Below are 26,636 nucleotides of genomic sequence, written 5' to 3' on the forward strand. Positions count from 1 at the left end.
GCGGCGAACCGGCTTTCCCTGCCCTGCTCCGCAGGGAATCCGATTCCTCCCCACGGCTAAAGCCGGGGGTTTCCACGGAGGCTTTTCGATGACCGACCGCGACGAGGCGTTCGCCGAGTACTTCGCGGCCAGATCGTCCGCCATGCGGGCGACGGCGTTCCTGCTGTGCGGGGACTGGCACCGTGCCGAGGACCTGGTGCAACAGACCTTCACCAAGCTCTACCTGCGGTGGAACAGGGTGCAGCGGCACGAGTCGCTCGACCCGTACGTCCGTAAGGTCCTGATCTCGACCTTCATCGACGAGGGGCGGTGGGGCTGGTGGCGGCGGGAGCGGACGCAGGAGGCCCGGATCGAGCGGGCCGCGGTCCCGGAGCCGTCCGACGACCGGGTGACCCTGCTCGCCGCGCTCGCCCGGGTGCCGGCCCGGCAGCGGGCCGTGCTGGTGCTGCGCTACTGGCAGGACCTGTCCGTGGAGGAGACCGCGGCGGCGCTCGGCTGCTCGGCGGGAACCGTCAAGAGCCAGGCGGCACGCGGCCTCGACACGCTGCGCGTGCTGGTCGCCCATCCCGTGAACGCCGACTGAGGGAAACCCATGGACGAGAACGACCTTCGTAACGCCATGTCCGCCGCCGTCACGCAGCACCCCGAGCCGCCCCCGATGGAGTCGCGGCCGGTGCTCATCACGGCCCGCCGCGCCGCCCGGCGGCGCAACGTCCTCGCCTGTTCCGGCGCCGCGGTGGTCGTCCTGGGCGTCACCCTCGCGGCCCTGCCCGGTCAGGGCTACCTCGACGGGGGTACGGGTCACGCACCGGCAGCCGCGCCCTCAGCACCGGCGGAGCCGTTCCCCACGGCGTTCCCGTCGGAGGAGGCGCCCTCGGACGACAACACCCAGCCGTCCTGGCCGGCCGAGGCGAGCGGCGACTCCACCGCTGACTCCGGCGTGCACTACCAGAACGGGGTGGCCCTGCTCGAGAAGGTGATGGAGGTGGTGCCGCCCGGCTACACCGTGCCGACCGGCGCCAGACCGGGCGGCATCCCGTGGCGCCTGCACCAGGCGACCATCGACGGCGATGACTGGGCGTACCTGGCGTCGGTGCCGCTGGTCAAGGACGGCGGGACCGGGCAGATCACCGTCGAGGTTTACGAGCCGGGCAACGACCTCCCCGCCGAGGCCTGTGAGCTGGCCCAGTCGTACTGGGAGAACGGCGGCTCCTGCGAGAAACGCGACCTCGGCGAGGGGGAGGTCGGCATCGTGACCGAGCCGCAAGGGCGCGGCGGCGTCGACCAGGGGGCCACCTACCGTCACCCGGACGGCACCGTCGTCCGCGTGGTGCAGGGGCTGTCCACCGACGACACGGGCGACAAGCCGCTGGAGTCGCTGCCGTTCACCGTCGACGAGTTGGTGGAGCTCGCCGGCAGCGGCCGATTCAAGTAGCCCGGTGCCGCCACGGACACGATGTGGGGCCTTCCCGCATCGGCCGGGCCGGCGGTCCTTCCCGGCCCTGACGGGCGGGTAGCCGGGAGGCGTGAGTCCTCCCGGCTACCCCGATCTCAGTCGGTGATGCGGATGTCGTCGATGAAGCCGCGGTAGCCGCCGGTGTTCAGCGGCTGGTCGTAGCCGACGTCGATCTGGCTGATCTGCTTTCCTGTCGCTACGCCGCCGAGGTGGACGACGACCTCGTTCCAGGTGTCCATCGTCAGCTTGGCGCACTGGGCGGCCGGATGGGCCTTTCGGCCGTGCTGGTCGGTGGCGCCACTGTCACGAAGGTTGCTCACCGCTCCGGTGGCGGGGTTGGTGAAGATCAGGTCCAGTGCGACGCAGGTGCTGTTGCTGCCGCTGACCATCGTGCTGCTGGTGGTGCTCTGCGGGTAGATGCGGTAGGTCAGGCGGGTCGCCGGCGAGACCTTCACCCCGGTCAACTGGAACGCCCGAGTGTAGGCGTAGGAGCCCGCGGCGCTGTTGTCCTTCCCGGAATACAGCACGGAGTTCGTGCCGATGTAGGAGCCGGCCGGCGGTGTGCTGGTCGTGAACAGCTCCGGACCGGTCAGGGCGCAGCAGACGCCGCCCACGTTGGAGAGCCCTCCTCTGGCGGTTCCCGTGGAGACGCTGTTGGTCCAGGTCAGGCCGGGCTCGCTCGTCTCCAGACCGCTGGCGAACATCGGCGGGGCGTACACCGCGTCGGTGATCTTGATGTCGTCGACGTAGCCGCGGTAGCCGCCGGTGTTCAGCGGCTGGTCGTAGCCGATGTCCAGGGCGTCGATCTGTTTGCCGGCGGCGATCCGGCCGATCGGGACGATCACCTCGTTCCAGGCGTCCATGGTGAGTTTGCCGCACTGGTGCGCGGGGTGGGCGCGGTTGCCGTCCTGGTCGCTCACGCCGCTGTCGCGTACGTTCGTGCCGTCGGTGAAGACGATGTCGATGGCGACGCAGGTGCTGTTGCTGCCGCTGACCATCGTGCTGGTCGCGGTGCTCTGCGGATAGACGGCGTAGGACAGCACCGACTCTTTCTGGATCTTGAGATGCCGCAGATCGTAGGCCTTCGTATAGGCGAATGACCTGGTCGCGCTGTTGTCCTTGCCGGAGTACAACAACGCGTTGGTGCCGCCTCGAGGTCCCTGCGGGGCGCTGCCGATGGTGAACAGTTCGGCGCCGGTCAGGGAGCAGCAGACCCCACCGACGCCGGCGGCGCCGCCGTGGCCCGGGCCCGTGGCGATCGTGTTCTGCCAGGTGGGTCTGGGCTGTCCGGCCTCCATGCCGGTGGCGAACCCGGCGAGGTTGTCGGTGACCCAGTCCTCACCGACCACACCCTGCTGGACCTCGATCTCGTCGATGTTGCCGAACCACTGCTCGCGGTAGGCGCCGGCCGCACCGTCCGGGGTGCTCCAGCCGCTACCGACGCTGAACGCGCCGGGTGCGTGCCACAGCGTTCCCGCTCGGGCGGCGGCCAGTTCGTCGTTGACGTACAGCCGGAGCTGGACGGCGCTCGCCGCGTTGTACTCGAACCGTAGGTGGAACCAGTCGCTGGTGTCCTCGGCGGTGAGCACTCGCGGGGCGATCAGGTGCGAGTACTGTTCCCCGGCGTCCTGGTCGGCGCTGGGCCACATGACCTCGAACCGGGTCCCGGCGATGCCACCCACCGTCGACGGCCGGGTGCCCAGGTAGAACGCGGATTGTCTGCCGCCGCGCTGTGCGATGGCGGTCATCGTGGCGTCGTGCCGGGCCGGCTGCACCCACACCGAGACCGAGAACGACTGATCGGTACGCAGGACGGCGGCGTCCTGCCAGTCGGCGGCCTGCCCGGCCTCCGCGGTGTTGTGCTGTGACCACCCGTATTCGCGGGTCGCTTCCTGGTAGTGCGGGTCGGCCGGGTCGTCGGCGTAGTGGACGTCGTCGAGTTCCAGCGAGGCGGCGCTGTAATCGGCGCCGCCACCGAAGTTGCTGGTGCCCTGGGTCAGGGTGAGCCGGCGGTTCCAGCCGGTGCCGACGTCCGGCGCCTCGCACATCTCCGCCATGCCGGACTCGTAGCAGGGTACGGCGGCCTCGAAGTCCCAGTGCCCGACGGTGACCGGGGACATGATGCTGGGTTCGTCGAACCCGCCGGAGTCGGGGTCATCGGCACGTTTGCCGGTGAAGTCGTTCCGCACGAGCGCACGGTTGTGGACCTGCACGTCGGCGACGCTGCCGTCCAGGAATTCGCCGTAGGTGGAGCCGGTCACCTTGCGGCTGCCGATGCGCAGCGGCCCGTCGGCGTTCCACGTCGTGGGTGCGGTGACCTCCGCCTTGAGCACACCGTCGACCCAGATTCCCAGCCGTCTGCTGGTGGCGTCGTAGCTGCCGGCCACGTGGGTCCACCGGCCATCGGCGGCACTGTTGATCGCGCACGCCGAGGTGAGGGCGGTGCTGGACGCCTCGTCGTCGGCGTGCAGTCCGAAGCACCAGTTCCGGTCCGTGGCACCGTCGCCGTTGAGGTCCTCCGGCCGGTACTGCAACTGGAAGTTCGCCGTGTTCGCGCCGTCCTGCGAAACCACGGTCTGCACGCCGGTGACGGTGTCCAGCCTGGCCCAGGCCGCCACCGAGTAGTTGCCCGTGGTGTCGGTCAGCTTGGGCGTCGTCAACGAACCGGCGCCCGCGAAGTCCAGGTTCCGGGTGCCGGCCAGCCGGCCCTTGTCCGCCCACGAGATGCCGTTGGCGGTCAGGACGTTGTCACCGGCGAGGGCCGGCTGCAGGTCGGCCAGGGCCGTGGACTCTGCCGTGGCGGGCTGCCGTTCCATGCGCCAGCGAGCCAACGGCGGAGACGGGCGGGGCACCGTGAGATCCGTCGAGGCGTAGCCCTTGTTGTTGGTGGCGTCGATCGCCTGCCCGTACATGATCGCCAGGCCGTACTTCGGTGCGTTCAGCTTGACGATCGCCTCCTTGCCGGTTCCCACGGTCGTCGCCGCGACCTCGTGAATGCCGGCTTCGGCCCAGCCGTAGCGGAAGGCACGCACGTCCGGATCGGTCGAGGACAGCTTGAACGTCGCCGGCGTACCCGGCCCCACCGGCGTCTCCACCGTCGTGATCGTGATCTGGGGCGCCCCGACGTCGACGATGAAGTAGCACCACGCCGAGTCCTTGCTTCGCTGGTCGTACGGCGACGGGTCGGTGCTGAACACCTTGAACGCGTATCTCTTCTGGTCGGTGAGCGCCGTGGTGACCGCGTCACTGGTCGCGCGATCGTTACCGACGGCGGATTTGACCGGGGGCGGGCTCAGGGTGACGGCTGCTTCGCCCCGGGGTGCCTCCACCAGCGTCCATGTGGCCTTCAGCGTCTGGGAGGTGCCGTCGGCGTCACGCAGGACGGCCGAGAAGTTCGGTTTGGTGGTGCCGATGTGGATGTCGTCGGTCGCGTTGCAGTCGACACCGTTGACCTTGAGCAGACTCGGTGCGCTGGGGATGGCGTCCTTGTCCACGATCAGCTTGGCACTGCCCGGGAAGTACTTCTTCCAGCGCGCGCCGTCGGTCTCCGAGTCGCCCTGGGCGTCATGGGCGGTGAAGACGAAGTTGACCGACGCGGTCCCCTTCTTGGCGAGGCCCGCCACCAGCGTGGTGACCGCGTTGGTGTTGAAGTTCACGGTCATGTTGGGCTGGGGGGAGTCGCTGCAGCCGGAGCCCTCGTTGGCGTGTGACGACACCGTCGCCATGTAGGTGCCCACCGAGGACTTCCACGGGTTGCGGGGCGTGGTGAACGAGGCCGCCTGGTACATGCTGTTCGGCGTGCTCGTGCACGACCAGGTGTGGTCCACCTTCATCTGCACGTAGGCGTCCTCGACATGGGCGCCGGCCAGCGCCTTGATCGGGAACTCGAAGAACGAGCGGTAGAGCCGGCCGTCGGGGTCCTTACCCACCCGGGCTACCGATGTGTCGGTGTTGTTGGTGTTGTTGTTGGTGGAGTACGCCCACCTCGAGTCGCCGGTGCTCCAGGCGGGGTCGACGAAGACCGGGAAGGTCGCGCCGGCACCGAGCAACGCCGGGTCGGGGCGCAGCAGCAGGTCGCCGCCGGAGGTCACCTCGGAGCCCAGCGGCGCGGTCCTGGCCAGGTCGCCGGGACCGTGATGTGACGACCTGACGTTGCCGCGGGGCGCCGGCCCACCCTTGGCGGGGTTGTCACCGGAGTCCCACATCTGCGGCACCGCCGCGGCCGCGATCACCTCGGACCCGGCGACCGCCTGCAGCGAGCCGTTCGGCAGGCGGTGCACGCGTGCGTCGCCACCGAGATCGAATCGCACCTTGCGTACGTTCGGGTTCGCCGCGGCCTTCGCGTCCTTGACGACCAGCACGTGCGTGAACCCGGTGGGTGTGGCCCGTACCGCCAGGTCCACGCCGGGCATCACCTCCCGGTAGGTGGCGGCGTGCCGATCACCGGCGGTCTCGTCGGACAGCGTCGGCGCGGGCAGCGAACCGTACGGCCACGACAGCGTGAACGTCTTCCCGTCGCGTACCAGGGTGACCAGCGGCCCGGTTCCGCCGTTGGAGAACCGCACGTCCGCCAGCGTGGCGGCCGGGCGCAGGAATCCATCGACCTTGGACAGCCGTACGTCGATGTCGGCCCAGGACCCGTCGGCTCGGCGCACCCGCTGTGGCACGGCCGCGGCCTCATACGTCAGGCGGCCGGTCGGTTCGGCGAACACCTGGACGAACTCGGTGCGTTCCGGCAGCACCTCCACCCGCGTACCGGACAGCTTCGCGGCCCGGACCGCGGCGGCGACGGCCGTGCCCGCCCGGGGTGCCGGTGTGGCCTCAGCCGGCGCCGGGCCGGTCTGCGAGATGCCGGCTGCGAGCGTCGCGACGGTCAGGAGTGACAGGCCGGCGCGCAGCAGGCGCTGTCTTTTCGAAGGATGGTCGAGCATGGACTCTCCAACGTTGCAACTTTGACGAAGATGAATCGAGACGCATCGCTGGAGGGGCAGCGTTTCCCCGTGCCGTTACCAGAAGATCGTCGATCTCGGCAGCACTGTAGGGCATCGACCGGCGCTCGCGGGAGTCCAACATGTACATGACGAATTCGAATATTTACATGGAGCTACCAAGCCTCTAGGGTGCCCGGGAGATCAACTTCACCGGGGGAACCTCTTGTCCTTCAATCGTGTGCGTCGATGGAACTTCTGGCGCCGGCCGACGTCGGCCGCAACCGCTCTGGCAGTGCTGGCGCTGCCGTTCATCGCCCTGACCCCGGCCCAGGCCGCCGAACCCTCGCCGGAACCCCTGAAACCACAGGTGGAGAAGCTCGACAAGGACGGGCGCGAGGTCTCCGGCGTCCCCGCGAAATCCATCGCACGTCCTCGATTCGACCCCCCGGCCCCGGTGTGGCCGGCCGCGGGCAGCAAGCTGCGGACCGGTCCCGGCCGTGACGCCCGCGCCGCGGTTCCGGCGGGCCTGTCCGCGGTGGTGGTGGATCACCGGAAGGTGCCGCAGCGCTGGCGTGCCGGCCTGGTGGCCCGGGTCAGCGCGCAGACCGCCGGCAGTGCCGCGGTCACCGTCGACTACAGCAGGTTCCAGCACGCGTACGGCGCCGGCTGGGCCTCCCGGCTGCGGCTGTGGCGGCTGCCGGACTGCGCGCTGACCACCCCGGACGCGACCGGTTGCTCGGCGACACCGCTGCCGTCACGCAACGACCCGGCGGCGACCTCGGTGTCCGCCGACGTGCCGGTCGCGGCCACCGCGGCGGCAGGCACGCTGGTTGCGCTCGCCGCGGCGCCCTCCGGCGACTCCGGTGACTTCGCCGCGACCCCGATGTCGGTCTCCTCGACCTGGTCGGTCGGCGGCTCCACCGGCGACTTCAGCTGGAACTACGACATCCGCACCCCGCCGGCGATCGGCGGCGCGGCACCGAAGGTCGGCCTGTCCTACTCGTCGGCCAGTGTCGACGGACGCTCGTCGGCCTCGAACAACCAGCCCTCCTGGACCGGTGAGGGCTTCGGCTACTCGGCCGGGTTCATCGAGCGCAACTACGTCTCCTGCAACGCGGACAAGTCCGGGTCGCCGAACAACCCCACGTACACCGGCGACCAGTGCTGGCGTACCGACAACGCGATGCTCTCGCTCGGATCGACCAGCACCGAGCTGATCTACGAGTCGGGCAAGGGCTGGCACGGCCGGGCCGAGGACGGCTCGAAGATCGAGCGGCTCACCGGCGCCGACAACGGTGACGACAACGGCGAGCACTGGAAGGTCACCACCACCGACGGGACCCGGTACTACTTCGGGCTGAACAAGCTGCCGGGTCAGAGCTCCGAGACCGGCTCGGCGTGGACGGTCCCGGTCTACGGCAACCACTCCGGCGAGCCGGGGCATGCCGACACCTTCGCCGGCTCGCGGCTGACCCAGGCCTGGCGGTGGAACCTCGACTACTCGATCGACGTGCACGGCAACACCACCTCGTACTGGTACGACAAGGAGACCAACCAGTACGCCGCGGAAGGAACGACGAGCAAGAACGTCGCGTACGTGCGTGGTGGCGCACTCCGCCGCATCGACTACGGCACCTGGGACCGCGGCACGTCGGATCGTTCGGTCACCGCGCTCGCCCAGGTGATCTTCGAATCCGCCGACCGGTGCCTGAGCGACTGCGCGGCCCACGACGGCGCACACTGGCCCGACACCCCGTGGGACCAGGAGTGCAAGGCCGACGCGACCTCCTGCGAATCGTTCTCCCCGACGTTCTGGACGGCCAAGCGCCTGGCGAAGGTCCGTACCCGGATCTGGGACACCACCAAGGCGACCGCCGCCTGGCAGGACGTCGACTCGTACACGCTGTCGCACAGCTTCCCGTCGCCGGGTGACGGCCAGCGTGGCGGCCTGTGGCTCGACTCCATCGTGCACACCGGCCACGTCGGTGGCACCCTCGCCAAGCCCCCGGTCACCTTCGACCCGGTGGCGATGCCGAACCGGGTCCTCACCAAGACCAACACCACCAACAACTGGCATCGTATGGCGGCCATCCACACCGAGACCGGCGCGAAAATCAAGATCGACTACTCGTTGCCGGAGTGCAAGGCCGGCAACCTGCCCAGCGCCCCGCACACCAACACCATGCGCTGCTACCCGGTGATCGGCCCGGACCCGTACTCCACCAGCGGCGGGGACATCACCGAGTGGTGGCACAAGTACGTGGTCACCCACGTCAGCGAGACCGACGTGCAGTTGCAGGACGGCCACCAGGCGCCGACCAAGAACACCTACTACACGTACGAGGGCGAGCCGGCCTGGCACTACGCCGACGACGACGGGATCGGCAAACCCAAGTACAAGACGTGGAACCAGTTCCGCGGCTTCGCCTCGGTGCTGACCCGGGTCGGTGACAGCGACGGCACCCTGAAGAAGACCAGGTACCTGCGCGGCATGCACCGCGACAAGGCGGCACCGTCCGGTGGCCTCCGCAATGTGACCGTGCCGGCCTCGGCCGGTTCGGAGACCGTGTACGACGAGGACGAGTTCGCCGGGATGGTCCGCGAGGAGGTCGTCTACAACGGCACCACGGCCAAGCCGGTCTCCAAGACGGTCAACGTGCCGTGGCGCTCCGATCCGCTGGCTTCCCGGACCGTCAACGGCGACACGGTGACCGCCCGTTACACGGGTATCCAGAGCACGTACACCGGCACGGCGCTGGGCGCCGACGGCGCGCGCGGCTGGCGGATCAGCAGCCAGACCAGCACCTTCGACCAGACCTACGGCGTGGCCACCTCGGTGCAGGACAACGGCGACACCGCCAGGACCGGTGACGAGAAGTGCACCACCACGACCTACAACCGCAACACCGGCAAGAATCTGGTACGCCTGGTCAGCCGGGAGACGGTGACGACCCGGCCCTGCGGGACCGCCCCGGCGAGCCCGGATCACGTGATCAGCGACAAGCAGTTCTTCTTCGACGGCGCGACCAGCACCGGCACCGCACCGGTGCGGGGGAACCTGACCCGCACCGACGAGCTGAAGGACTGGACCGCGGCGACCGGCACCGTCTGGCTGACCGAGGCCACCACCGGCACGTTCGACGCGTACGGCCGGCAGACCGGCTCCACCGAGCTGCGTGGCAACACCACCACCACGGTGTTCAGCCCGGCCGACTCGCTGGCCACCAGCCGCACCGACACCAACAAGCTGGGCTGGGTCAACACCACCGTGATCAACCCGTGGTGGGGCAACACCGCCAAGGTCACCGACATGAACAGCCGGGTCAACGAGGGCACCTACGACCCGCTGGGCCGCACCGTGAACGTGTGGAACAGCCGGTGGACCCGGACCGACCACCCGGACAAGCCCTTGCTGAAATTCACCTACCACTACAGCCCGACCCGCAGCGGATACCCGTACGTCAAGACCGAGGCGCTCAACGCCGGCGGCGGCACCGACGTCTCGTACGAGATCTTCGACGGCCTGATGCGCTCGCGGCAGACCCAGACGGCCGCCGTCGGCGGTGGCCGGGTCGTCACCGACCGGCTGTACGACGACCACGGCCGGGTGGCGATGGAGTTCGCCGCCCACGCGGAACCGGACGACCCGTCCGGCACCCTGTGGTGGGAACCGGAATGGTCGGTGCCGGCCCAGGCGGTCAACGTCTACGACCGGGCCGACCGGGTCACCGACGCGATCCACCGGTCCGGCGACGGAGTCACGAACCTGGTGGAGAAGTGGCGCACCCGCACCCTCTACGAGGGTGACCGCACCACCACCGTTCCCCCCGCCGGCGACACCCCGACGACCACACTCGTCGACGTCCAGGGCCGCACCACCGAGCTGCGGCAGTACACCACCACCGCGGGCACGGCCGGGGCCTACGACGGAACGGTCTACACGTTCAACAGCAAGGACCAGCTGGCCGCGATCACCGACACGCTCGGCAACCAGTGGACCTACACGTACGACACGCGGGGCCGCCGGATCGAGACCAAGGACCCGGACAAGGGCCTGGTGAAGGAGACGTTCAACGACTCCGGCGACCTGATCCGCTCCGAGGACGCCCGTGGTGAGGTGCTCGTCTACACCTACGACGTGCTGGGCCGCAAGACCGCCATGTACGACGACGAGGCTGTACCCGCGAACCTGCGCGCCGAGTGGAAGTACGACAAGCTCTACACCGGCGTCACGGTACGCGGGCAGAACACCGAGAAGATCCGGCACGAGAACGGCAGCGCCTACAAGTGGCAGGCGCGTGGCTTCACCGTCGACTACAAGATCACCGGTGAGCACTGGGTGATCCCGGCCGCCGAGACCGGACTCGCCGGAACGTACGTGTACGGGCACAGCTACTCGCCGTACACCGGCGCGGAGACGAGCCTGAGCCACCCGGTCGCCGGCGACCTGGCCGGCGAACAGGTGACCACCGACTACGACGCCACGACCGGACTGCCCACCAGCCTCACCTCGGCGTGGAGCACGGTCGGCGCCTACGTCGCCGGTCAGCAGTACAGCGCGTACGGGGAGCCGACCGTCACCACGATGAAGATCGCCGGCGGGGTCCACGTGGAACAGGCCACCGCGTACGAGCTGGACACCCGCCGGGTCAAGGAGGTCAAGGTCAAGCCGGAGACCTCGACCGGAACCGTGTCACAGCGCTCCTACACCTGGGACCCGGCCGGAAACCTGACCTCGGTCGCCGACACCCCGCAGGTGGGCCAGTCCGACACCCAGTGCTTCGCCTACGACACGCTGCGCCGGCTCACCTCGGCGTGGACCCCGAAGGCCGGGGTCGCCTGTGACGTCGCGCGGTCGCCCGCCAACCTGGGCGGCCCCGCGCCGTACTGGACGGACTGGGAGATCGACCAGCTCGGCAACCGCACTCTGGAGAGGTCGTACGCCGCGGCGGGCGAAACCGTCAGCAAATACACCGTCCCGCCATCCGGAACCGGCAAGGTCCGGCCGCACTCGGTCTCGTCGATGACCACGACCACGCCGGCCGGCACCACCGGCACGACCGTCGACTACAAGTACGACGAGTCGGGCAACATGACGAAGCGTGGAGCTCAGGACCTGGTCTGGGACGCCGAGGGCAAGGCGAAGACCGTCACCGAGGCGGGTAAGACCACGACCAACCTGTACGACGCCGACGGCACCCGGCTGATCCGCCGGGACGCCACCGGCACCACCCTGTTCCTTCCCGGCAACGAGGTCCGGCGCGCGTCGGCCGGCGCCGTCACCGGAACCCGGTACTACACCTTCAACGGCCACACCGTCGCCTCCCGTACCGGCGGCTCGCAGAGCCTGACCTGGCTCTTCGACGACCACCAGGGCACCCAGCAGGTAGCGGTCAACGCCTACACCCAGCGCGTCGACGTCCGCCGGCAGACCCCGTACGGCAAGGCACGTGGGACCAGTCCGCTCTGGGTCAACAACAAGGGCTTCGTCGGCGGCGACAACGATCCACACGGGCTCGTGCACCTGGGCGCCCGCGAGTACGACCCACAACTGGGCCGGTTCATCTCGGTGGACCCGGTGCAGGATCTCAACGATCCACAGCAGTGGAACGCGTACACGTACTCGCACAACAACCCGGTCACGTTCTCCGACCCGACCGGCCTCTACCCCTGCAGCTACGCGAGGTGCGCCACCAAGCCGAAGCCGACCACGCCGACCACGCCGACCACGCCCACCACGCCGCCGGGCGGCGGCGGCAACACCACCACGGGCAGCGGTGGCGACGGTGGCGGTGGAGGTGGAGGTGGAGGTGGCGGATCGGCCGGCCTCGTGGTCGACAAGATCGGCAACATGCTCAAGCTCGGCATGAACTGCTTCATGGGATTCTGCGACCCGGTCGCCGACAAGATCTCCGACGACCTCAACGCGATGGCCGGCCAGGCCGAGCAGGCCTGGGACAGCGCGGCCGATTTCGTCGACGAGAAGATCACCAAGCCGACCATGAACTTCCTGACCGTTACGGTGCCCGCGCTCGTGGATGCCAGCTGGCGCGTGATTCCCAAGATCCAGTCTGAACTCATCGGTTGGGGCGTGGCTGGTCTGGTGCTGTCGATGGGTGGCCGCTGCGGCAAGCATGAGGGCATGCTGGTCTGCGAGGAGAACAAGATCTCATCGGCGGTCCGTCAATACGTCCAAGACAACGAATTCGTCCAAGAGCACACGCCGATACCCAGCTACGACGACAGTCCGGGTGGGATCTTCGGTCAGCAGGGTGGCACGACCTACGGCAACACCTTCGTCACGACGACCGATACGAACCTGAGCAAGCCCGGCCTGATGACCCACGAGAAGTACCACCGCGACCAGCAGTGGGAGAAGTACGGCGTCTTGTTCCCGATCATGTATTACACCTACGGCCAACTCAACACGGTCGGCGGCTGCAACTACTACGAGGCCGAAGCGGAACGGCACAGCGTTCCGGGCGGCGGCGCGTGGAACGGCTCGCAACGTAACGGCGGCGGTGGGTACAAGTGCCCCGGCGGTTCTTGAGTCAACGCTGTGACCCGGGTGGTGCCGGCACGCCGGCACCACCCGGGTCCAGGGCAGGGAAGGAGACGATTGCGGTGCGGGACGTCTGGTCCGTGGTGCGGCGAACGCTGGGCGTGGTGGGCGCCGGGGCGACCGGGTTGATGCTCGCCGGTTGTCCGCTGAACTCTCCGGACCGCCTCGAATACCGCTTCGGCGTCGCGAGGATCGGCGATGATTATCATCTTTTCGCCCCGCTGTGTCCCGGCGAGAAGATCGTCGGGCTGAAGGTCGACGATCCGGAGGCCGCCGGGCAGGATCCCGACGACGACCAGTTCAGCGACGACGCCTCCACCTGGTGGCGGGTGCAAGGTCCGAAAGCGGCGACCGGCCCGGGCGAGTTCATCGTCCTAGGAGTGGACGGGCCTTTCACCGACGTCGCCGTCCGGGCAGGCAGTAACCCCGCCTACCGTGTACTGCCCGGTGAGTTCCGGGTGTGGCTGGCGGTTACCGATTTGCGGGCGGCCACGAACCAACTGGGCAGTGCCGTAATGACCGCCGACGTGCCCGTCCATCCGGCCGGAAGCAACCCGGCGACAGTGGACTACCGGGTACCGATGGAGAAGGAGACCTTCGGCGCGGCCGAGATCCGGACACTGTCCGACTGCGCCCTGGGGTCCGGTCCGGTACCGTCCGTTTCCGTGACGGCCGTGCCCGGCCAGCAGGCGGACGCCGCGATGCGGCCCGGCGCGGCCGAGCGGGCCGGGCGGTCGATGCTCGACCCGGCCGCGGTCACCGGTATGACGCCGGTCCCGCGCGATCCGCCCTACCAGGAGGACGTCGCCGCGCACGTCTGTGCCAACGGCCCGCGGTCCGGGGCGATCAGTACCGCCTTCGGGCAGGAGCGGGTCTGGCAGGCGGCCACCGGCAGTGAGGTGCGCCAGTTCGCCGGCGCGTACGGCGAGATTCCCGCTACCGACGTGGTCACTCAGGTCGAGGGGATGCTCGGCTGTGGCGAATACAGCGATGGAGGTCACGACTTCCGCGAGATCCATGAGGTCGATCTGCCCGCGCTGCCCGACGTGGACCGGCAGTTGATGTTCTGCGAGGAATCCGACGAGGAACCCAGTCGCTGCACCGTGCTGCTGGCCGAGAAGGACATCCTCAGCCGGCTCATCGTGACCGGAAGCTCGGAGAACGAGACCACCGGCATCGCCCGGAGCCTCGCCTCCGAGGCTGCCGCCGCGCTGAGCTGATCTGCGGGGTCATACCAGCCATCAGAGGGACCGGGCTGCAGCCTTCTACGAAGGCCGGGCGGAGAGGCAGCCTGGGACGGCGAGGACGGTGGCGGCTTGTACGACAGCCGTGGTTGATCGGGTGGCGACCCGGACCCGACGGTGCCGCCCACAGCGCGGCTCCGTCGGCGTCGAAGAGACGGCTGGAGATGCCCGTGTGGAACGGTACGTCCGCGAGCCGGCGGGTGTTGAGGGTGGCGGTCGCCGTGGCGGTAGGGCTCATGCTTGCCGGCTGTCCCGCCGGCGACAGGAGGCAGGATTACCGGTTCGGTGTCGCGCGGATCGGTGACATCTATCAGGTGTTCGCGCCGCTGTGTGACGGCGAGAAGATCGTGGCGGTGAAGGTTTCCGGGAGGGATGAGGGTGCCCGGTTCAGTGACGACGTTTCGACCTGGTGGCGGGCGGCGGCGCCGCGAACGGTGGCTGGTCCGGGGGAATTCGTTGCTCTCGGTGTGGACGAGCCGTTCACCGACATCGGGGTGCGGGCGCCCGCCGGCACCCCGCCTGCCTCATCGCGGGTCCGGCTGGCCTTCACCGACCTGCGGGGTCGGACCAACCAGGGTTTCATGGACTTCCTGGGCGCCGAGGTTCCTGACTTTCCGGCCGGAACCGACCCGGGTCAAGCGCGCTACCTCCTACCAGGAGCGGGCGGCGGTGCTGCGGATCAACTGAGCCCGGCGGAGATCCGACGTGGATCGGACTGTGTGACCGGGCCGGGCATGGCACCGGCCACCAGCGCACCGGTCGTCGCCGGCAGGCAGGCTGAGTCCGTGATGCCGGATGGAGCGTCAGGCATGGTCGAGCCGGCTTTGCTGGATCCCGGCCAGCCGGGGCTGATCCCGGTCGAACCAGATCCGCCGTACGGCGAGGACATCGCCTCGCACGTCTGCGCGAACGGTCCGGCGTCCGGGGCGGTCAGTTCTGCGTTCGGGCGGAGTCGCGGCTGGCGTGACGATTCCGGCACCTCGGCATGGCAGTTCGCCGGTGTGTTCGGCGAGGTCACCGCGGCGGAGGTGATCGTGCAGGTGGAGGGCATGCTCGGGTGCGGGGAGTACGAGGACTGGGGTTCCGGGTTCCGGGGGATCCACAAGGCCGACCTGCCGGTTCTGGCGGGTGCGGACCGCCGGTTGATGTTCTGTGAGAGCACCGACGAGGAGCCCAGCCGCTGTACGGTGCTGCTGGCCGGCGGGCCGGTGCTGAGCCGCCTGATCGTGAGGGCCCGTACCGAGGAGAGAGCCGCGGACCTGGCCTGTACGCTCGCCGTTCCGGCTGCCGCCGCATTGCGCTGAGAACACGACTGCCGTGCGGCCTGCCACTTCGGTGCTGAGACGGGTTCTTGACGTGGTGCTCGTCGGGGTGGCCGGGCTCTTGCTCTCCGGCTGTTTCACGACAGGCGTTCCCGACCGGCTCGAGTACGTGTTCGGCGTCGCGAGGATCGGTGACACCTACCAGGTCTTCGCGCCGCTGTGCCCGGGCGAGAAGACCGTCGGTATCAAGGTCGACGACTTCACGGCCGCCGATGAGGATCTGGACGAACAGTACGGTGACGACCCGTACACGTGGTGGCGGGTGGCGGGACCGAAAGCGGCGGCTGGTCCCGGAGAGATGATTGCGCTGGGGGGACGACGAACCGTTCACTGACGTCGCGGTGAAGGCGGGCCGCAACGCGGCTCATCCGGTGCTGCCCGCCCGGTTCCAGGTGTACTTGACCGCCACCGATCTGATCGGCGAGAGGGACATGAACTCGTGGGACTTCACTCTCAGTGAGGTGCCGGCGTATCCGGCGGGAAGCGACCCGTGGTCGGTGCGTCACCTGTTGACGGGAGAGACGGATCCGGTCGGGCCGGAGCAGATCCGGGAGCGGTCGGACTGTGCGACCGGCGTCGGCCCCGTCCCGGCCGTCACCTCCAGCGCGGTGCCCGGTCAGCAGCCCGCGGCCTCGATCAAGCCCGGTGCCGCCGAGCGAGTCGAGAAGGCGCTGCTCGGGCCGAATGCGGTTGCCGGTATGGCGGCCGGCGCCTTCGACCCGCCTTATGTGGAGGATGTGGCCTCGCACGTCTGCGGCAACGGGCCGCAACTCGGGGCGGTGAGCACGGTTTTCGGTCAGGAGCGGGTGTGGCGTGGTGGTGACCGTGGGGTGCGGCAGTTCGCCGGCGCGTACGGGATGATCACGGCGGCTGAGGCGGTCGCCCAGGTGAATGGTGTGCTCGGCTGTGGGGAATACACCGAGTACATGATCAAGTACGCCGGCGTGCATCAGGTTGATCTGCCGAAGCTGCCTGGAATCGATCAGCAACGCATGTTCTGCGAGACGGTCGCGAAGAAGTCGAGCCGGTGCACTGTGCTACTGGCCCGGGGAGACGTGCTCACCCGGATCCTGGCACGTGCCGCGAATCAACAGGACGCGGCGGATCTGGCCCGAATGCTCGCGGTCCCGGCCGCGGCCGCGTTGCGCTGAATTAAATGGTTGCGCATTCCTGGGGTGTTCGATTAATGTCGTCCACAGCTTCGAACGGCTCTAGAAGGAGATCGGCCATGTGTCGCACCTGTTATGCCCCGGACCGGTGGTGTGGCTGAGTCGTTCGCGATGCTTGCCGCGCCGCCCGTCCCCTGCTGGGAGCGGGCGGCGTTTCTTTTCACCCCGAGCGGGCGCGCCGACGTGGGAGAGTCGGGGCCGGCTGTAAACCGGTCGCCAAGCGCTGAGCAGGTTCGAATCCTGTCGCCCGCACGTTCCATTTCACGACCGCATGCCCGAGTGGTCAGGGAACCGTCTGCAAAACGGTTTACACCGGTTCGAATCCGGTTGCGGTCTCCATTTCTGAGAAACAATTCCGGACTGTCCTGAACCGGATGGCGCCGACCGCGGTACACCCCCATGATGGAGGTCCAGGCAGGGGGAGACCGGATGATCCTCGCGCGTGCCGCGGTCGCGGCGTTCCTCGTCGTCAACCTGGCCGCCGTCCACGTCCTGTTCCTGTTCGGCCGGCCCGCCGCCTACAACCTGATCGGCGCCGCCGGCCGTCTCCTGGGGCTGTACCTCGCGTTCGCCCTGGCCGTACAGGTGCTGTTGATCTCCCGTTTGCCGTTGCTCGACCGGGCCTTCGGCATGGACCGGCTGACCCGCTGGCACCGGCGGACCGGGTTCGCCGTGTTCTGGCTGGCCCTGCTGCACCCGGCATGGGTGATCCTCGGGTTCGCCCGGCACGGCCGCGACCCGGTGCCGGCCACCGCGCTGGCCCTGGGAAGACAGTGGCCGGTGCTGCTCGGCATGATCGCGGTCGCCCTCATCGTCCTGGTCGTGGCGCTGTCGATCGGGGCCGCCCGCCGCCGGCTCTCCTACGAGACGTGGCACGCCGCCCACATGCTGCTCTACGCCGTGCTGGTCCTCGGCCTGATCCACCAGTACTACGAGGGCACCGCCTTCACCACGAACCTGGCGAGCCGGCTCTACTGGTGGGGGCTGTGGGCGTTCGTGCTCGGGACGCTGCTGGTCAACCGGCTCGTGGTGCCGCTCGTCCGCAACAACCGGCACCGGTTGCGCGTCGCCGCCGTGGTGCCCGAGTCCGACGACGTGGTGTCCGTCCACGTGACCGGCCGCGACCTCCACCGGCTGCCGGTCAGCGCCGGGCAGTTCTTCCTGTGGCGGTTCCCCGGCCACAACCGCTGGTGGCAGGTCAACCCGTTCTCCCTGTCGGCGGCGCCGAACGGGCGATCGCTGCGGCTCACCGCGAAAGCCGTCGGCGGCACCACGGCCGGGCTGCGGGAGCTCCCGGTCGGGGCGCGGGTGTTCGCCGAGGGGCCCTACGGGGCGTTCACCCTCGACCGGCGGGCACGTACCGCCACCCTGCTGATCGCCGGCGGCATCGGCGTCACCCCCATCCGGTCCCTCCTGGAGGACCCCCGGATCGGCGACGACGTGATCGTCCTCTACCGGGTGCGCGGCGGTTCGGACGCCGTCCTGCTCGGCGAGTTGCGCAACCTGGCCGCCGCCAACGGCGCCCGCCTGCACCTGCTCACCGGCCGGACCGGCCACACCAACCAGCCCTTCCACCCGGACCGGCTGCGTGCCATGGTTCCCGACATCACCGACCGCGACGTGTACGTGTGCGGCCCCGGCCCGCTCACCGACGCGGTCCTCGCCAGCCTGCGCCGCCTCAAGGTCCCCGCCCGGCAGGTGCACGCCGAGTTGTTCCGCCTGGCCTGATCGGGCGGCTTGGCGCCGCACGATCCGGCCCGGGCGGCTTGGCGCCGCACGGGCCATCGGGGCGCGCTTCACCCTCCCTCGGCTAACGGCGTCTCCTCGCCCCGCGTCTTCATGGCACCGTGGGTGCCGGGAAGCCCTTGTCCCCCTTCGTGCTTCCTGCCGGGCGGGGCAGCGGACGGTAGGGTGGGCGTCACCGCCTGTCCGCCGTCTCGTGTCCGGCTGGAGTTCGCCATGACGGTTTCCGACGATCCGCTGGTCCGGCTCGGGCGCTGGGCGCTGGCCAAGGTCTGGTTCGGTGTGGTGCTGTCCGGTGGCTACGCCCTGGGGCGGCATTTCGACTGGCCGCAGGCCTTCCTGACGGCCGCGGCCGTGCTCGGCGCGGTGGCGCTCGCGCTCGCCTCGTCGTTCCTGCCGATCTGGACCCGGCAACGGCCGAGCGGCATCCCGGTCGCCGACGTCGGGCTGCGGGTGATGGTGTGGGGCGGGCTGACCGGATCGGTGATCGCCCTGCTGATGGGCATGCCGGCGGTCGGCATGGTGGCCGCCGCGCTGCTGCTCAACACGGCGGCGCGAACGTTCGGTGACCCGTTCGCGCCGTTCCTGCGGCGGCTGAGGATCACGCCGCCGGTCCGTCACCGGGGCCCGGCCACGCCGCTGCGCCCGGTCCGGGAGCCGGCCGCGGACGGGCGGCGGCCCGGCCCGATGCGGGACCGGGCCGCCTGAGCGTCACTTGTTCTGCGACTGCCGCCAGTCGCGGACGGCGTCCCGGGTCTTGTCGAAGATCGCCAGAGGCGGGCCTGCCATCAGGTTCGCCACCGGGTTCTCCCCGGCGTTCGGGTGCGGGCGGGTGGGTGAGACGGCCTCGGCCGCGCGCACCGCGCCGGCCATCCGGACCAGCATCGCGGGGTCGGTCCTGGTCCGCAACCGCGGGAACTCCTCCTGCTCCTCGTGCAGCGCGTGGCTGAGCACGGCCGCCTCGAACTCGGCGAACCGCACGTCGAAATCCGGTGCGTCGACACCCAGGTCGTAGAGCTCGGCGAGGGCACGTTTGGCCTCGTTCTCCTCCTGGAGGCGAGCGTCCACGACCTCGTCCCCGGCGTCGTCGCGCGCGGCCGGGTGGACCACCTGCTCCTCGGCGCTCTCGTGCACGGCGAGCAGCCGGGTCAGCTCGTGGAACGTGTCGCGCTTCGTCTCGCCGGTGGACTGCCGCACCCGGGTGAACAGCGCCTTGATCTGCTGGTGCTGGCTCAGCAGCAACTCGATGACGTCCTGTTCCTGAACCGTGGTCATACGGATCCTCCCGTCGGTCGGTCGTTCCCGATCGGGTCTACCCGTACGGCTTCCGACCTAACGTCCCTTGCGGGCCGTGACGACGGAGTGATCAAGAACGCATCAGCTGGAATTAGGTATGCCATCATACCTAATAATGGGCGCATGACGGAGACGGCCGTGGCCCTGATGCACCTCGCGCACCAGTTGCACCGCAACCTCGACCGGCGCCTCCAGGCCGACTTCACCCACCCCAAGCCGCCCGAGGCGCAGATCATCGCGTTGTGGCACGTGCGGTCCCGGCCCGGCATCACCGTCCGCGAGATCGCCGACGAGTTGCAGATCCAGCCGAACAACGCGAGCGCCCTGATCACCGCCATGGTCAACGGCGGGCTGCTGCGCCGGAAACGGGACGACCAGGACCGCCGGATCGTGCGCCTGTACACCACCGAGGAGTCGCTGCGCCGCATCGACGCGGTGCACGAGCTGTTCACCGGCTACCTGGAGGACGCCCTGGCGGGCCTCGACCCGGCCCAGCGGTCGGCCGTCGACGCGGCCCTGCCCGCGCTCGCCGAAGTGGTCCAGCGCCTTCGGGCCGCTTCCCCCCGTACCCCCTGATTTGGAGCCCGGAAATGCCCCTCGCAACCGCAACCGAGACACCCACCCCGGCCCACTCGCCGCCGACGGCCCTCGGCCGCCGGCTCGGCAACCCCTGGCTGTCCCTGATCGCCGTCGCGTTCGGCCTGTTCATGGTCGGCCTGGACGGCAGCGTCGTGGCCATCGCCAACCCGGAGATCGGCCGTGACCTCGGTGCCTCCACCGCCGAGCTGCAGTGGGTCACCAACTCCTACCTGCTGGCGCTGGCCGCCGCGCTGATCCTCGGCGGCAAGCTCGGCGACCGGTTCGGCCGGCGGCGCTTCTACCTGATCGGCGTGGCCGGCTTCACCGGGGCGTCCGTCGCGATCGGGCTCGCCGGCTCGGTCGAGGGCGTCATCGCCTTCCGCGCCGCGCAGGGCTTCTTCGGCGCCCTGCTGATGCCGAACACGCTCGGCATGCTGCGCGCCGTCTTCCCGCCGCACCGGTTCGGCATGGCCGTCGGCATCTGGGCCATGGTCTCCTCGGTCTCCACAGCGCTCGGCCCGATCGTCGGCGGCCTGCTCGTCGAGCACGTCGACTGGGAGTCGGTCTTCTACATCAACGCGCCGATCGGTGTCGTGGCGCTCGTATTCAGCGTGCTCGTGCTGCCGGAGAGCCGGAACTCCACCGGCCGGCACCGGTTCGACGTGCCGGGCGTGCTGCTGCTCGCCGCCGGACTGCTGGTGCTGATCCTCGGCGTGGTCAAAGGCGAGACCTGGGGCTGGGGCGCGCCCCTCACGATCGGTGCCATCGTCGCGGGCCTGCTGATCCTGGTCCTCTTCGGATGGTTCGAGACCCGGCGGGAGCACCCGCTGCTACCGATGCGGCTCTTCCGCAGCCCCGCGCTCACCATCGGGGCGGTGATCACCGCGATCAACTTCTTCACCCTGCTCGGCTCGATCTTCTACATCATGCTCTACCTGCAGAACGTCCGCGGCTACAGCCCGGTCTGGGCCGGCGTGATCACGCTCCCGCTGAGCATCGCCTCGGTGATCGCCTCGCCGGCCGGCGCCGCGCTCACCGACCGGTACGGCCCGCGCCTCACCATGCCGCTCGGCATGCTTCTCCAGGGCGGCGCCTCGTTCGGCCTGATGTTCCTCGGCGCGGACTCCGGCTACTGGGCGATGTGGCCGTCCTTCATCGGCCTGGGCCTCGGCATCGGCATGGTCATGTCGGCGTCGTCCGAGGCGATCGTCGGCAGCGCCCCGGTCAAGGACGCCGGAGTGGCCGGCGGACTCCAGGCCACCATGCTCCAGGTCGGTGGCGCGCTCGGCACCTCGGTGCTGATCTCGCTGATCGGCAGCCGCGTCGACACCACCCTGACCGGTTCGCTCACCGCCGCGGGGGTCCCGGCCGGGATGGCCACCGGCCTCTCCGGGGCCGCGGACGCGGTGGCCATGGGAGTCGCTCCGGTCACCGCCGACATGCCCGAGACGGTACGCGCGGCGGTCGTCGAAGGCTCGGCCACCGCCTTCCTGAACGGTGTGCACACCGCGGCCCTGGTCTCCGGGGTTCTCTGCGCCGTCGGCGCGATCGTGGCGGTCGCCGGGATCCGGCGCCGCTGATCCCGTCTCATCTCCCTGGCCGGGTCGCTCAGAGGCGGCCGAAGTGTGCCGACGTGAGTAGTAAGTACGGGCGGCCGGTGCGGGGACTCCCGGGCCAGGGGGACAAGTGATGACCGAAGTTACTGGAGAAGCGGTTCCGAGCGCCGGATCACGGCGGTTGTGGGCCGATCTCAGCGTGAACGTCAAGATCATGGTGGCGATCGTGGTCGCCGCCGTGGTCGCGCTCCTGATCGGGGCGCTCGGGTTGCGGGCGCTCGCGTCGGTCAGCGACTCGGCGCAACTGCTCTACCGGAACAACGTGGCGAGCGTGACCGCGCTGGGCGACCTCTCCACCGCGATGACCCAGACCCGGGTCGATCTGCTGAACCACGTCCTCTACCCGGACGCGGCGTCGAAGGCGAAATTCCAGAAGGCGTTCGAGGACGCACTGGCGGCCGCCGAGGAGGCCAGCGCCGCCTACGCGGGCAGCACCCCGGCCGCCGACCCGGCGACGATCACCGCCGTCCAGGACAGCTGGCAGAAATACGTCGGGATCGCCAAGGACCAGCTGATTCCCGCCTCCGAGCGGAACGACGTCGAGGCCTGGGGCGAGATCCGCAACACGCAGGCCCAGCCGCTCAGCACCGAGATCCGGGAGAACCTGGCCGAGATGGGCGCCACCGAGGACGCGGCGGCCGCGGCGGCCGCCGCGGACGCGCGGGACCGGTACGAGTCCAGCCGGACGCAGTCGATCACGCTGCTGGTGCTCGGCATCGCCGCCGCCCTGCTGCTCGGCGTGATGGTCGCCCGCGGAATCGTGCGTTCCCTGACCCGGGTGACCGAGGTCTGTGAAGGACTCGCCGACGGCGACCTGACCAGGCAGTCCGGGCTCACCAGCCGGGACGAACCCGGCCGGATGGGGCGTGCCCTGGACGTCGCGATCACCCGCCTCCGGGAGACCGTCAGCACCATCGGCGGCTCCGCGGTCACCCTCGCCAGCGCCTCCGAGGAACTCTCCACGGTCAGCGCCCAGTTGCAGTCCGGCGCAGCCGACGTCGCAGACAAGGCCGGCACGGCCAGCTCCGCCAGCGAGGACGTCAACGCCGGCGTCCAGTCGATCGCGGCCGGGGCCGAGGAGATGAGCGCCTCGATCACCGAGATCGCCTCCAACGCGGCCGACGCGGCCCGGGTCGCCCAGGAAGGCATGAGCGTCGCCGAGCGCACCAACAACCAGGTGGCCGAACTCGGCGCCGCCAGCGCGGAGATCGGCGACGTGGTCCGGCTGATCACCAGCATCGCCGAGCAGACCAACCTGCTCGCCCTGAACGCGACCATCGAGGCGGCCCGCGCCGGGGAGCTGGGCAAGGGCTTCGCCGTGGTGGCCGGCGAGGTCAAGGAGCTGGCCCAGCAGACCGCCAAGGCGACCGAGGAGATCACCGAGCGGATCGGCGCCATCCAGGAGTCCAGCGACTCGGCGGCTACCGCCATCGGCGAGATCACCCAGGTCATCCAGCGGATCGGTGACTACACGACGACCATCGCCTCAGCGGTGGAGGAACAGACCGCGACGACCGGCGAGATGAGCCGTTCGGTGGCGGACGCGGCCACCAGCAGCGGGGACGTCGCCCGTACCGTCTCCGGGGTTGCCGAGGTCGCGGCCGCGACCGCCGACGGCGCCCGGGCCACGCAGCAGGCCGCGTCCGATCTCACCCGGCTCGCCGGAGACCTGTCCAACCTCGTCGGCGGCTTCCGGCACTGAAGGGATCGACCGTGACCATCGCACCCTACGGGCTCACCCTGCCCACCATGGCGGACGCGCGCGCCGCCGTGCACCGGGTCCACGCCGACGACGGCCCGCGGATCTGGAACGACCTGCTCCGCGCCGCCGGGATCGGCGAGAACGAACCCGGCGGGCTCAGCCGCCTGCTCCCCGTCATGCACAACGCCGACCCGACCACCCGGCTCTGCGCCCTCGCTCTCAAGATCCGGATCACCTCGCACACCCACCTGGCCGCCGCGCACGGCATGCTGTAGGAGGCAACGTGAACACCGAGCTCTTCGACCGGCTCGGCGTCCCGGAACGGATTCGGGAGATCGCCGGGTACGACCTCTTCGACGAGGATCTGCGGACCAGCCTCGACGCCATCGCCGAACGCAGCGCCGCACTCATCGAGGCGCCGGTCTCGCTGGTGTCGATAATCCTCGACACCTCACAGTTCATCATCGGCTCCCACGGGGTGTCCGGATGGGTCGCCGAGGCCCAGGGGACACCGGCGGAATGGGCCATGTGCACACACACCGTCCTGGCGGGCAAGCCCTACTGCGTGGCCGACGCGACCGAGGACCCCCGGCACGCCGGCAATCCACTGCTGCAGATGAGCGGACTGCGCAGCTATCTCGGGGTGCCGCTGATCGGCGCGGGCGGGCACTCGCTCGGGGCGCACTGCGTGATCGACGCGCGGCCGCGGATCTTCACCGACGTCGACCTGGCGGTGCTGTCGGACGGGGCGGAGAAGGCGATGAAGCTGCTCGAGGCGTACCGGCTGAGATAGCCGTCACCCGACGGGAGCGCCGTCCCACCGCCAGTCGGGCGGCCGGCGTTCCCGGCCGGTCAGCTCGCCCCGGCCGGTCGCCCACAGCAACGTCGCCCACCGGCCCGCGCCCGCCGGCGCGTCACGGAACAGCCGGCGCAGCGCACGGTCGCACAGCTCCTCCGGCGGAGCCCACTCCAGGTCGAGGGCCCGGGCGACGTCGTGCATGTGCGCCAGCGTCTCGACCACCCCCATGGCGGCGAAGCCGGAGGGGTCCGACACCCCGTACGGATGAAAGGCACGCCGGTCCGCCGGAGTCACCGTGACCACCGCCTCCAGCAGACCGGCCGACGAGTCGAGCACCTGGATCAGGCCCTCCGGGCTCGTGCCGTCCTCGGCGTGGACGGTCAGCGCGGGACCGCCCTGCCGATTCCGGCGCCATCCGAACGGGACGTAGGTCACCAGCGACGGATTCTCCGGCGTCAATTGAGTCGCGTAGGCGAACAGAGCGTCGGCGACGTGCTCGATCGTTTCCCAGCAGGTCCAGGTCAAGCCGGCGGCGGGGATGTGCCAGTCCCGCTCCGTCGCGGTCCGCAGGGCCGCGATGGCCAGGTCCACCGCCACCCGGACGTCCCGCCCCGCCATTTCCGCCCGCGCGTTTTCCGTCATCGCGGCAATTTATCCCCGCGAGTGACGGACGGCCACGGATTTTGTCGTACCCCAGGCGCATCATCGCGGTATGGGAGAACCAGCAACGCCGATTCGCCGCCGGATTGAGCTCACCGTCGCTGAGGCTCGCTTGCGGTTCCAGCAACTCGTCCGGGTCACCGGGGTGACCGGGCAGGTGACCGTCGTGGTCGACGGCGGGCGGCCGATCGCCGCCATCGTCCCGGCCTCGCAGGCGCTCGATCCACCACCGGCCCCACCACCGCCCGTCAACGCCGAGGGATGGATGCGGCGCATCGAGAAGGTCCGGGAGGACGTCCGGCGGCAGCACACGCAGCGCGTCGGGGAGCTGTCCCAAGCCTTGGACGAAGCATGGCAACTGATCGATGCGCTGCGACCGCCGGGCACCGACAGGAGTGTGGACACCCTGCGTGCCACTCATGTAGACCTTCGAAAGACCGGCTGATCAATGGCCACTTAACCGATAGGAGCAGCGTTAAGATCGGACGATGGCTCGACAGCTCGACCTATTCGTCCCGGGGATCGTCTACCTCGATGTGATCTTCACCGGTCTCCGCGAGCTGCCCGGCCCCGGCACCGAGGTGTGGGCGCCCGGCATGGGTTCCTGCCCCGGCGGCGTCGCCAACCTCGCGGTCGCCGCCAGCCGGCTCGGCCTGCACACCGGCCTCGGCACGGCGCTGAGCTCGGATGCGTATGGCGAGTTCTGTCACCAGGTGCTCAGCCGCCAGGAGGGGATCGACCTCTCCGCCTCGCGCCGCGTCGACGACTGGCACTCGCCGGTCACCGTGTCGCTGGCGTATGACCGCGACCGCAGCATGATCACTCACGGCCATCCGCTGCCCACCGACGCCGAAGGACTGGTCAACGGCCTGCCCCCGGCCCGCAGCGCCGCCGTCAGCCTCGCCCCCGACGGCACCGGCTGGGTGCGCCGCGCCCGCGCCGCCGGGACGCTCGTCTTCGCCGACGTCGGGTGGGACGAGACCGACCGGTGGTCGTCCGACGTCCTCGGCGTCCTCGCCGACTGCCACGCCTTCCTGCCCAACGCGGTCGAGGCCATGCGCTACACCCGCACCGACGAGCCCGGCCGGGCGCTGGACAAACTGTCCGGCCTCGTCCCCGTGGTGGTCGTCACCCGCGGCGGCGACGGGGCGTGCGCCATCGACGCGAGCACCGGGGAAGTGGCGTCGGTGCCCGGCGTGCCGGTGGAGGCCCTCGACCCGACCGGCGCGGGCGACGTGTTCACCGCCGGCTTCGTCACCGGGACCCTCGGCGGCTGGCCGCTCGCCGACCGGCTCGCCTTCGCCACCCTCGTCGGCGGGCTGTCCGTCCAGCATTTCGGCGGCTCCCTGTCCGCGCCCGGCTGGGGCGACATCGCCGACTGGTGGGCCACCACCCGGGCCGCCGCCGCCCGCGGTCATACCGGATCCAGCGAGGCGGCGCTCGCCCACCGGTTCGGCTTCCTCGACGACGTGATCCCGCCCGGCAGCCGCAACGCCGTACACCGGGCCACGGCCACCATCGCGCGGCTGTCCGACGCCAGCTCCGGCCACTGACCGG

19 protein-coding genes and 2 tRNA genes are annotated in these 26,636 nt (G+C 69.9%); 18 read left to right on the forward strand and 3 right to left on the reverse strand.

Annotated elements, in window-relative coordinates; genetic code table 11:
* Nucleotides 1-88: 88 nt before the first annotated feature.
* Both AB0I88_RS30615 and AB0I88_RS30620 read left to right on the forward strand, forming a co-directional pair.
* Complete coding sequence (locus tag AB0I88_RS30615; protein ID WP_361032346.1) at nucleotides 89-583, forward strand: SigE family RNA polymerase sigma factor; 495 nt, start codon at nucleotides 89-91, stop codon at nucleotides 581-583.
* 9 nt (nucleotides 584-592) lie between these two features.
* Complete coding sequence (locus AB0I88_RS30620) at nucleotides 593-1,435, forward strand: hypothetical protein (RefSeq protein WP_361032349.1); 843 nt, start codon at nucleotides 593-595, stop codon at nucleotides 1,433-1,435.
* A gap of 116 nt (nucleotides 1,436-1,551) precedes the next feature.
* Here the strand turns inward: AB0I88_RS30620 and AB0I88_RS30625 are convergent, their stop codons facing one another.
* The gene (locus AB0I88_RS30625; RefSeq protein ID WP_361032352.1) at nucleotides 1,552-6,387 is read right to left on the reverse strand and encodes a LamG domain-containing protein; all 4,836 of its coding nucleotides are present in this window, start codon (nucleotides 6,385-6,387) and stop codon (nucleotides 1,552-1,554) included.
* Between the two features lie 238 nt (nucleotides 6,388-6,625).
* On the opposite strand from AB0I88_RS30625, the gene AB0I88_RS30630 reads away from it, so the two are divergent.
* The 9 genes from AB0I88_RS30630 to AB0I88_RS30670 all read left to right on the forward strand — a co-directional run bounded on the left by AB0I88_RS30630 (nucleotide 6,626) and on the right by AB0I88_RS30670 (nucleotide 19,135).
* Complete coding sequence (locus AB0I88_RS30630) at nucleotides 6,626-12,937, forward strand: RHS repeat-associated core domain-containing protein (RefSeq protein ID WP_361032355.1); 6,312 nt, start codon at nucleotides 6,626-6,628, stop codon at nucleotides 12,935-12,937.
* A gap of 74 nt (nucleotides 12,938-13,011) precedes the next feature.
* Nucleotides 13,012-14,169, forward strand: coding sequence for a hypothetical protein (locus AB0I88_RS30635; RefSeq protein WP_361032358.1), 1,158 nt, complete (start codon nucleotides 13,012-13,014; stop codon nucleotides 14,167-14,169).
* An 833-nt stretch (nucleotides 14,170-15,002) separates the two neighbouring features.
* On the forward strand, nucleotides 15,003-15,497 hold the full coding sequence (locus AB0I88_RS30640; RefSeq protein ID WP_361032361.1) for a hypothetical protein: 495 nt from the start codon (nucleotides 15,003-15,005) through the stop codon (nucleotides 15,495-15,497).
* Between the two features lie 52 nt (nucleotides 15,498-15,549).
* On the forward strand, nucleotides 15,550-15,849 hold the full coding sequence (locus AB0I88_RS30645) for a hypothetical protein (RefSeq protein ID WP_361032364.1): 300 nt from the start codon (nucleotides 15,550-15,552) through the stop codon (nucleotides 15,847-15,849).
* Complete coding sequence (locus tag AB0I88_RS30650) at nucleotides 15,818-16,666, forward strand: hypothetical protein (RefSeq protein ID WP_361032367.1); 849 nt, start codon at nucleotides 15,818-15,820, stop codon at nucleotides 16,664-16,666. The genes AB0I88_RS30645 and AB0I88_RS30650 overlap by 32 nt, the downstream gene beginning before the upstream one ends.
* A 187-nt stretch (nucleotides 16,667-16,853) precedes the next feature.
* Nucleotides 16,854-16,936, forward strand: a tRNA-Tyr gene (locus tag AB0I88_RS30655).
* 13 nt (nucleotides 16,937-16,949) lie between these two features.
* Nucleotides 16,950-17,023: transfer RNA gene (locus tag AB0I88_RS30660), tRNA-Cys, on the forward strand.
* 90 nt (nucleotides 17,024-17,113) lie between these two features.
* Nucleotides 17,114-18,412: a ferredoxin reductase family protein gene (locus AB0I88_RS30665; protein ID WP_361032369.1), complete on the forward strand. Its 1,299-nt coding sequence runs from the start codon at nucleotides 17,114-17,116 to the stop codon at nucleotides 18,410-18,412.
* Between the two features lie 231 nt (nucleotides 18,413-18,643).
* Nucleotides 18,644-19,135: a hypothetical protein gene (locus AB0I88_RS30670; RefSeq protein ID WP_361032372.1), complete on the forward strand. Its 492-nt coding sequence runs from the start codon at nucleotides 18,644-18,646 to the stop codon at nucleotides 19,133-19,135.
* 3 nt (nucleotides 19,136-19,138) lie between these two features.
* On the opposite strand, the gene AB0I88_RS30675 is transcribed toward AB0I88_RS30670, so the two are convergent.
* Nucleotides 19,139-19,702, reverse strand: coding sequence for a hemerythrin domain-containing protein (locus AB0I88_RS30675; RefSeq protein WP_361032375.1), 564 nt, complete (start codon nucleotides 19,700-19,702; stop codon nucleotides 19,139-19,141).
* Between the two features lie 144 nt (nucleotides 19,703-19,846).
* On the opposite strand from AB0I88_RS30675, the gene AB0I88_RS30680 reads away from it, so the two are divergent.
* The 5 genes from AB0I88_RS30680 to AB0I88_RS30700 all read left to right on the forward strand — a co-directional run bounded on the left by AB0I88_RS30680 (nucleotide 19,847) and on the right by AB0I88_RS30700 (nucleotide 24,413).
* Entirely contained in the window at nucleotides 19,847-20,299 is a 453-nt protein-coding gene (locus tag AB0I88_RS30680; RefSeq protein ID WP_361032378.1) for a MarR family winged helix-turn-helix transcriptional regulator, read from the forward strand.
* Nucleotides 20,300-20,313: 14 nt separating this feature from the next.
* Nucleotides 20,314-21,882 carry an MFS transporter gene (locus tag AB0I88_RS30685; RefSeq protein ID WP_361032381.1) on the forward strand — a complete coding sequence of 523 codons (1,569 nt, stop codon included), beginning with the start codon at nucleotides 20,314-20,316 and terminating at the stop codon, nucleotides 21,880-21,882.
* Between the two features lie 109 nt (nucleotides 21,883-21,991).
* The gene (locus AB0I88_RS30690; RefSeq protein ID WP_361032384.1) at nucleotides 21,992-23,620 is read left to right on the forward strand and encodes a methyl-accepting chemotaxis protein; all 1,629 of its coding nucleotides are present in this window, start codon (nucleotides 21,992-21,994) and stop codon (nucleotides 23,618-23,620) included.
* 11 nt (nucleotides 23,621-23,631) lie between these two features.
* Complete coding sequence (locus tag AB0I88_RS30695; protein WP_361032387.1) at nucleotides 23,632-23,895, forward strand: hypothetical protein; 264 nt, start codon at nucleotides 23,632-23,634, stop codon at nucleotides 23,893-23,895.
* 8 nt (nucleotides 23,896-23,903) lie between these two features.
* Nucleotides 23,904-24,413, forward strand: a complete 510-nt coding sequence (locus AB0I88_RS30700) for a GAF domain-containing protein (RefSeq protein WP_361032390.1) — start codon at nucleotides 23,904-23,906, stop codon at nucleotides 24,411-24,413.
* Between the two features lie 3 nt (nucleotides 24,414-24,416).
* Here AB0I88_RS30700 and AB0I88_RS30705 read toward each other — a convergent pair whose 3' ends face one another.
* On the reverse strand, nucleotides 24,417-25,061 hold the full coding sequence (locus AB0I88_RS30705) for a DinB family protein (protein WP_361032393.1): 645 nt from the start codon (nucleotides 25,059-25,061) through the stop codon (nucleotides 24,417-24,419).
* Between the two features lie 70 nt (nucleotides 25,062-25,131).
* On the opposite strand from AB0I88_RS30705, the gene AB0I88_RS30710 reads away from it, so the two are divergent.
* Nucleotides 25,132-25,524, forward strand: a complete 393-nt coding sequence (locus tag AB0I88_RS30710) for a hypothetical protein (protein WP_361032396.1) — start codon at nucleotides 25,132-25,134, stop codon at nucleotides 25,522-25,524.
* A 43-nt stretch (nucleotides 25,525-25,567) separates the two neighbouring features.
* The gene (locus AB0I88_RS30715; protein ID WP_361032399.1) at nucleotides 25,568-26,632 is read left to right on the forward strand and encodes a PfkB family carbohydrate kinase; all 1,065 of its coding nucleotides are present in this window, start codon (nucleotides 25,568-25,570) and stop codon (nucleotides 26,630-26,632) included.
* Nucleotides 26,633-26,636: the final 4 nt, after the last annotated feature.

The sequence above is a fragment of the Actinoplanes sp. NPDC049802 genome (assembly GCF_040656595.1).
Taxonomy (GTDB): domain Bacteria; phylum Actinomycetota; class Actinomycetes; order Mycobacteriales; family Micromonosporaceae; genus Actinoplanes.

Excerpts from the sequence above, each read along its gene's own strand:
- AB0I88_RS30675 (WP_361032375.1), bottom strand. The coding sequence starts at position 19,702 with ATGACCACGGTTCAGGAACAGGACGTCATCGAGTTGCTGCTGAGCCAG.
- AB0I88_RS30680 (WP_361032378.1), top strand. The coding sequence starts at position 19,847 with ATGACGGAGACGGCCGTGGCCCTGATGCACCTCGCGCACCAGTTGCAC.
- AB0I88_RS30690 (WP_361032384.1), top strand. The coding sequence starts at position 21,992 with ATGACCGAAGTTACTGGAGAAGCGGTTCCGAGCGCCGGATCACGGCGG.
- AB0I88_RS30670 (WP_361032372.1), top strand. The coding sequence starts at position 18,644 with ATGACGGTTTCCGACGATCCGCTGGTCCGGCTCGGGCGCTGGGCGCTG.
- AB0I88_RS30620 (WP_361032349.1), top strand. The coding sequence starts at position 593 with ATGGACGAGAACGACCTTCGTAACGCCATGTCCGCCGCCGTCACGCAG.
- AB0I88_RS30615 (WP_361032346.1), top strand. The coding sequence starts at position 89 with ATGACCGACCGCGACGAGGCGTTCGCCGAGTACTTCGCGGCCAGATCG.
- AB0I88_RS30625 (WP_361032352.1), bottom strand. The coding sequence starts at position 6,387 with ATGCTCGACCATCCTTCGAAAAGACAGCGCCTGCTGCGCGCCGGCCTG.
- AB0I88_RS30705 (WP_361032393.1), bottom strand. The coding sequence starts at position 25,061 with ATGACGGAAAACGCGCGGGCGGAAATGGCGGGGCGGGACGTCCGGGTG.
- AB0I88_RS30665 (WP_361032369.1), top strand. The coding sequence starts at position 17,114 with ATGATCCTCGCGCGTGCCGCGGTCGCGGCGTTCCTCGTCGTCAACCTG.
- AB0I88_RS30685 (WP_361032381.1), top strand. The coding sequence starts at position 20,314 with ATGCCCCTCGCAACCGCAACCGAGACACCCACCCCGGCCCACTCGCCG.
- AB0I88_RS30640 (WP_361032361.1), top strand. The coding sequence starts at position 15,003 with ATGGTCGAGCCGGCTTTGCTGGATCCCGGCCAGCCGGGGCTGATCCCG.
- AB0I88_RS30715 (WP_361032399.1), top strand. The coding sequence starts at position 25,568 with ATGGCTCGACAGCTCGACCTATTCGTCCCGGGGATCGTCTACCTCGAT.
- AB0I88_RS30710 (WP_361032396.1), top strand. The coding sequence starts at position 25,132 with ATGGGAGAACCAGCAACGCCGATTCGCCGCCGGATTGAGCTCACCGTC.